This window comes from Staphylococcus sp. HMSC34G04, from assembly GCF_001838765.1.
Taxonomy (GTDB): domain Bacteria; phylum Bacillota; class Bacilli; order Staphylococcales; family Staphylococcaceae; genus Staphylococcus; species Staphylococcus epidermidis.
The window spans coordinates 11695-17769 of the sequence record NZ_KV838754.1; the positions used below are offsets into that span (position 1 = coordinate 11695).

4 protein-coding genes are annotated in these 6075 nt (G+C 32.7%); 3 read left to right on the forward strand and 1 reads right to left on the reverse strand.

From position 1 onward, the window contains the following. Nucleotides 1-430: 430 nt before the first annotated feature. Complete coding sequence (locus tag HMPREF3241_RS09880; protein ID WP_070853646.1) at nucleotides 431-1762, reverse strand: glucose-6-phosphate isomerase; 1332 nt, start codon at nucleotides 1760-1762, stop codon at nucleotides 431-433. A 345-nt stretch (nucleotides 1763-2107) separates the two neighbouring features. Here HMPREF3241_RS09880 and HMPREF3241_RS09885 point away from each other — a divergent pair, with 345 nt between their 5' ends. The 3 genes from HMPREF3241_RS09885 (at nucleotide 2108) to HMPREF3241_RS09895 (ending at nucleotide 5893) form a co-directional block, all read left to right on the forward strand. Beyond that, entirely contained in the window at nucleotides 2108-3313 is a 1206-nt protein-coding gene (locus HMPREF3241_RS09885) for an argininosuccinate synthase (protein WP_002457188.1), read from the forward strand. Continuing rightward, on the forward strand, nucleotides 3303-4694 hold the full coding sequence (argH, locus tag HMPREF3241_RS09890) for an argininosuccinate lyase (protein WP_070853647.1): 1392 nt from the start codon (nucleotides 3303-3305) through the stop codon (nucleotides 4692-4694). The genes HMPREF3241_RS09885 and argH overlap by 11 nt, the downstream gene beginning before the upstream one ends. A 149-nt stretch (nucleotides 4695-4843) precedes the next feature. Continuing rightward, nucleotides 4844-5893, forward strand: coding sequence for a glycerophosphodiester phosphodiesterase (locus tag HMPREF3241_RS09895; RefSeq protein ID WP_070853648.1), 1050 nt, complete (start codon nucleotides 4844-4846; stop codon nucleotides 5891-5893). Nucleotides 5894-6075: the final 182 nt, after the last annotated feature.

Below are 6075 nucleotides of genomic sequence, written 5' to 3' on the forward strand. Positions count from 1 at the left end.
TTTCAGAGGACACTCTGAACAATCATCACATTCATATAATTTCAACTCTCGTTTAAAACCATATTTATCATAGTGATAGGCACATCTTTTAAACCCTATGGTAGAGTAAGTTGAGTCATGCTATAATCTTTATACATAAGGCACCTCGTTAATTTAGTTTATTGGTATTTATTATATTATACGAAAGTGCCTTATTTTTATAAAATATTTTAGTGTAAAATTTCATATAAACACAAAGTATTTTGGCGAGACTCTTGAGGGAACAGGACAAGCTGAAGACTACAGGCTGAAGCTGTCCCCTAAGAAAGCGAGCCAACAATACGAAGTATTGTAAATAAAGAAGCCAGTAAATGAATTTATAAAAAACTCATTTACTGGCTATTTTGCTAGGAATTATGTCCTAAACTTATTTTTTAAGTTCAACTTGAAATTATAAACGATTTTCTAATTCTTTTTTCTTATCTTCAAAGCCTGGTTTACCTAATAGCGCAAACATGTTTTGTTTATAGGCTTCAACTCCAGGTTGATTAAATGGATTAACACCTAATTGATATCCACTCATTGCACAAGCTAATTCAAAGAAATAAACAACATACCCAAATGTTTCTTCATCTAACTGAGGAATATTTACAACGATATTTGGAACGCCACCATCAGTATGTGCAAGTAATGTACCTTCAAATGCTTTTGTATTCACTTCATCGATTGATTTGCCAGCAAGATAGTTCAGTCCGTCTAAATCATCTGCATCTTCTTCAATTTTGATATCATGTTTTGGATGGTTGACCTTAACCACTGTCTCGAATAAGAAACGACGGCCCTCTTGAACATATTGTCCTAAGGAATGTAAATCAGTTGTGTAATTCGCACTTGATGGATAAATACCTTTGAAATCTTTCCCTTCTGATTCACCGTATAATTGTTTCCACCATTCGTTGAAATACTGCATAGACGGTTCGTAATTAATTAACATTTCAGTAATATAACCTTTGCTATATAGAATATTTCGAATAGTTGCATATTGATATGCGATATTTTGATCTAGATCATCAGAAGATAACTCTTCACGTGCCTTAGCCGCACCAATCATGATTGATTCGATATTGATACCTGCAGTTGCAATTGGTAGTAATCCTACAGCTGTAAGAACAGAATAACGACCTCCCACATCATCAGGTACAACAAACGTTTCATAACCCTCATTGTCTGCTAATTGTTTAAGTGCACCTTTAGATTTATCTGTCGTTGCAAAAATACGTTTCTTAGCTTCATCTTTTCCATATTTTTCTTCAACCAATTGTTTAAATAATCTAAATGCAACTGCTGGTTCTGTCGTAGTACCTGATTTTGAAATAACGTTAACTGAAAAATCTTTTCCTTGTAAATAATCTAATAATTCTTTTGTATAACTTGAAGATAAATGATTACCTACAAATACAATTTCAGGGTATTCCGTATTTGTTCTAAATGAAGATGTAAGCATCTCAATTGCAGCACGTGCACCTAAGTATGAACCTCCAATACCGATAACAACAAGTACATCGGAATTTGATTTGATACGTTTAGATGCTTCGACGATTCTAGAAAATTCTTCTTTATCGTAATCAACAGGTAAATCTAACCAACCTAAAAAGTCATTACCTGCTCCTGTACCTTTATGAATAGTTTGGTGGATAGTTTTAACAATATCCTTTTGCTGATCAAGTTCATGTTTGTCAAAAAATTCTAAAGTTTTGCCATAGTCTAATTGAATGTGAGTCATCTTATTGCCTCCTGTTATAAGTACTTATACTAATTCTACTAAGTTTAGATGCGCTATTCAATTCTGAAGGCTAACTTATCAAAGGAAATTGCTTTTTTATTTAACCTTTCCATTCATAAAAAAAGTTATTTTTAATATCAAAAGTCGCACCACCACTCCAAATATACAATTTACAGAAATTTTAAAATATACAAGAACGCCCTTATAACAGTGTTTAAAACTAAAAATCCAAAGATAATTAGATTTAAAAATGAATATTTATGTAAAAAAGTGGTTTTATTTTCATTATCAATCTGATATGATAGATGCATATTGATAATCATAAAAATTATTTGAGGTGTAAATATGAAAGATAAAATCGTTTTAGCATATTCAGGTGGTTTAGATACAAGTGTTGCAGTTCAATGGCTTATTGATAAAGGATATGACGTAGTTGCTTGCTGTCTTGACGTAGGCGAAGGTAAAGATTTAGACGTTGTATATCAAAAAGCTTTAGACATGGGTGCAGTCGAATGTCATATTATTGATGCAACTAAAGAATTTAGTGATGATTATGTAAGTTATGCTATTAAAGGAAATTTAATGTATGAAAATGCATATCCTCTAGTTTCAGCATTATCACGTCCACTCATCGCAAAAAAACTGGTTGAAATTGCTGAAAAAACAAATTCAATAGGTATAGCACACGGATGTACTGGTAAAGGGAATGACCAAGTGCGTTTCGAAGTGGCAATCAAAGCGTTAAATCCTAAGTTAAAAGCATTTGCACCTGTTCGTGAATGGGCTTGGAGCAGAGAAGAGGAAATTGATTATGCAATTAAACATAATATTCCTGTTTCAATCAATCATGACTCACCATACTCAATCGACCAAAACTTATGGGGTAGAGCTAATGAATGTGGTATTTTAGAAGATCCTTATGCCGCTCCTCCAGAAGATGCATTTGATTTAACTACACCTTTAGAAGAAACTCCAGATGAAGCAGACGAAATTATCCTTACATTTAAGCAAGGTATTCCAGTACAAGTTGATGGCAAAGAGTATCAATTAGATGATCTTATTCTTTACTTAAATCAACTTGCTGGTAAACACGGTATTGGTAGAATTGATCATGTTGAAAATAGAATGGTCGGAATAAAATCTAGAGAGATATATGAAACACCAGGTGCTGAAGTGATTTTAAAAGCACACAAAGCACTAGAAACGATTACATTAACAAAAGACGTAGCGCACTTTAAGCCTGTCATTGAAAAACAATTTTCAGAACAAATATACAATGGTTTGTGGTTCTCACCATTAACAGATAGCTTAAAACTCTTTATCGATAGTACTCAACAATATGTTGAGGGCGATGTGAGAATTAAATTATTTAAAGGAAACGCTATTGTCAATGGCAGACAATCTCCTTACACTTTATACGATGAAAAATTAGCTACTTATACAAAAGAAGATGCTTTCAATCAAGAGGCAGCAGTAGGTTTCATTGATATTTATGGTTTACCTACACAAGTTAATGCATTACTTCACGGGGGGTATAGTAATGAGCAATAAAGCTTGGGGTGGCAGATTTGAAACTCAACCCGAAGAATGGGTTGATGATTTCAATGCGTCAATTGATTTTGATAAAAATTTAATTAAACAAGATGTTCAAGGTAGTATTGCACATGCAACTATGCTCGCTAAACAACATATTATTACAGATGATGAAGCTCAATCCATCATTAATGAGCTTAAAAATATTCAACGTGACTTTGAAGAAGGTCAACTTGAATTTAAAGCTTCTCTCGAAGATATTCATCTTAATATTGAACATGAGCTTATTCAACGTATTGGCGAAGCTGGTGGAAAACTGCATACTGGTCGTAGTCGTAATGATCAAGTTGCTACAGATATGCATTTGTATACTAAAGAACAAGTTCAATACATTATTGAACTTATAACGTCGTTTCAACAAACGATTGTTCAATTAGCAGACCAGCATGTTGACACAATTATGCCTGGATATACGCATTTACAACGCGCACAACCCATCTCGTTCGCACATCATATTATGACTTACTTTTGGATGTTAGAAAGAGATAAAGGTAGATTCGTGGATAGTCTTAAACGTATAGATATCTCACCATTAGGTGCTGCAGCTTTAAGTGGAACTACACACCCTATAGATAGACATCTGACTCAAGAACTTCTAGGATTCGCAAATCTGTATGAAAATAGTTTAGATGCGGTCAGTGATCGTGACTATATTGTTGAAACATTGCATCATATTTCACTCACTATGGTGCATCTATCACGCTTTGCAGAAGAAATCATCTTTTGGTCGACTGATGAAGCAAAATTCATCACTTTATCAGACGCGTTTTCTACTGGCTCATCTATTATGCCACAAAAGAAAAACCCTGATATGGCAGAACTAATAAGAGGAAAAGTAGGACGTACTACAGGACACTTGATGAGTATGTTAGTAACACTTAAAGGCTTACCGTTAGCTTATAATAAGGACATGCAAGAAGATAAAGAAGGTTTATTTGATGCTGTACACACACTTAAAGGATCTCTTAGAATCTTCGAAGGTATGGTTGCATCTATGAAAGTTAATTCAAATCGTTTAAATCAAACAGTAAAAAATGACTTTTCAAATGCAACAGAATTAGCAGACTATTTAGTCAGTAAAAATATACCTTTTAGAACCGCTCACGAAATCGTTGGTAAAATCGTATTAAATTGTATTCATAAAGGTATTTACCTATTAGACGTACCTTTAAGCGAATATCAAGAACATCATGAAAATATTGAGGAAGATATATATGATTATTTAACACCAGAAAATTGTCTTAAGCGTCGTCAAAGCTATGGTTCAACTGGTCAAGAATCTGTAAAACATCAAATAAAAGTCGCAAAAGCATTATTAAAAGACAACGGATCAAAATAGTTATTAAAAATTATAGCTATCTAAAATTACAAAAATTTAATTTTGTATTAAGTTATCAAAGTTTATATAAAAAAAATGTAAAATTCCCTTTCATCCTTTCAAATTGATGTACGTTTAAGTAGACATACTATTTTTGAAAGGATGTTTTTATGTTTAAGTCTAAGAAAATGATCATTTCAACTTTATCTTCCGTTACTCTAGGTTTAGCTAGTTTAAGTTCCCCTACGATAGCTGAAACATCGAACCACTCCTCAGCACCAAACCAATCAGAGAAATCTATACAACAACACACAAATATTCCATCTAATATGAATCAATCATCAGCTAGAACATTTAAACGACAAGCTGAATCAGACTCAGTAAGTGGTAAAACAAACGATACTCATAATCATTGGGCTAAAAATTTAACTGGGGAGAAATTTACAACCATTGCACATCGTGGCGCAAGTGGTTACGCTCCAGAACATACTTTTGAAGCATATGATAAAAGTCATAATGAATTAGGAGCATCTTACATAGAAATCGATTTACAACGTACTAAAGATGGTCACTTGGTTGCTATGCACGACGAAAAGGTCAATCGTACGACTAATGGCCATGGACGTGTCGACCAGTTTACTTTAAAAGAGTTAAAACAACTTGATGCAGGAAGCTGGTTTAATCGAAAGCATCCTGAATATGCCAAAAATAAATATAAAAATGCTAAAGTTCCTACTTTAGACGAAATTTTAAATCGCTACGGCAAAAATGCAAACTATTATATTGAAACTAAATCGCCAGATGTTTATCCTGGCATGGAAAAGCAATTATTAGATACATTAGATAAACATGACTTGTTAACACAAAAATCACTTAAACATGGACATGTGATGATCCAATCATTTTCAGGGAGTAGTTTAGAAAAGGTACATCACATGAACGCCAATATACCTCTTATTAGACTAATGAATAAATTTGAACTTAAAAAAGCCTCTAATCAAGATTTAAAAAATATTAAATCTTATGCCATTGGAGTAGGTCCTGAATACACAGATTTAAATATTAAGAACACAAGACATTTAAAAAATTTAGGATTTTTAGTTCATCCTTATACAGTTGATGATGAAAATCAAATGAGAAACTTAAATCAATATGGTGTTGATGGTGTATTCACTAATTATGCTGATAGATATAAAAAAGTTTCAGAAACACAACAATAAAATATTAGCGTTGAGTTGAACTGACTTCATATTGATTTTATCATCGCATTTTACTTAAGAACATTTGAGAAAGCATTACTTTTAACATTAACTTACTATTAATAAAGTTATCAATTGCATAAACATGATAAAAACCCTGGGACTATCAACGGCACTGAACCCTTAAAACGGGAACTTAATAA

Excerpts from the sequence above, each read along its gene's own strand:
- HMPREF3241_RS09880 (WP_070853646.1), bottom strand. The coding sequence starts at position 1,762 with ATGACTCACATTCAATTAGACTATGGCAAAACTTTAGAATTTTTTGAC.
- HMPREF3241_RS09885 (WP_002457188.1), top strand. The coding sequence starts at position 2,108 with ATGAAAGATAAAATCGTTTTAGCATATTCAGGTGGTTTAGATACAAGT.
- argH (WP_070853647.1), top strand. The coding sequence starts at position 3,303 with ATGAGCAATAAAGCTTGGGGTGGCAGATTTGAAACTCAACCCGAAGAA.
- HMPREF3241_RS09895 (WP_070853648.1), top strand. The coding sequence starts at position 4,844 with ATGTTTAAGTCTAAGAAAATGATCATTTCAACTTTATCTTCCGTTACT.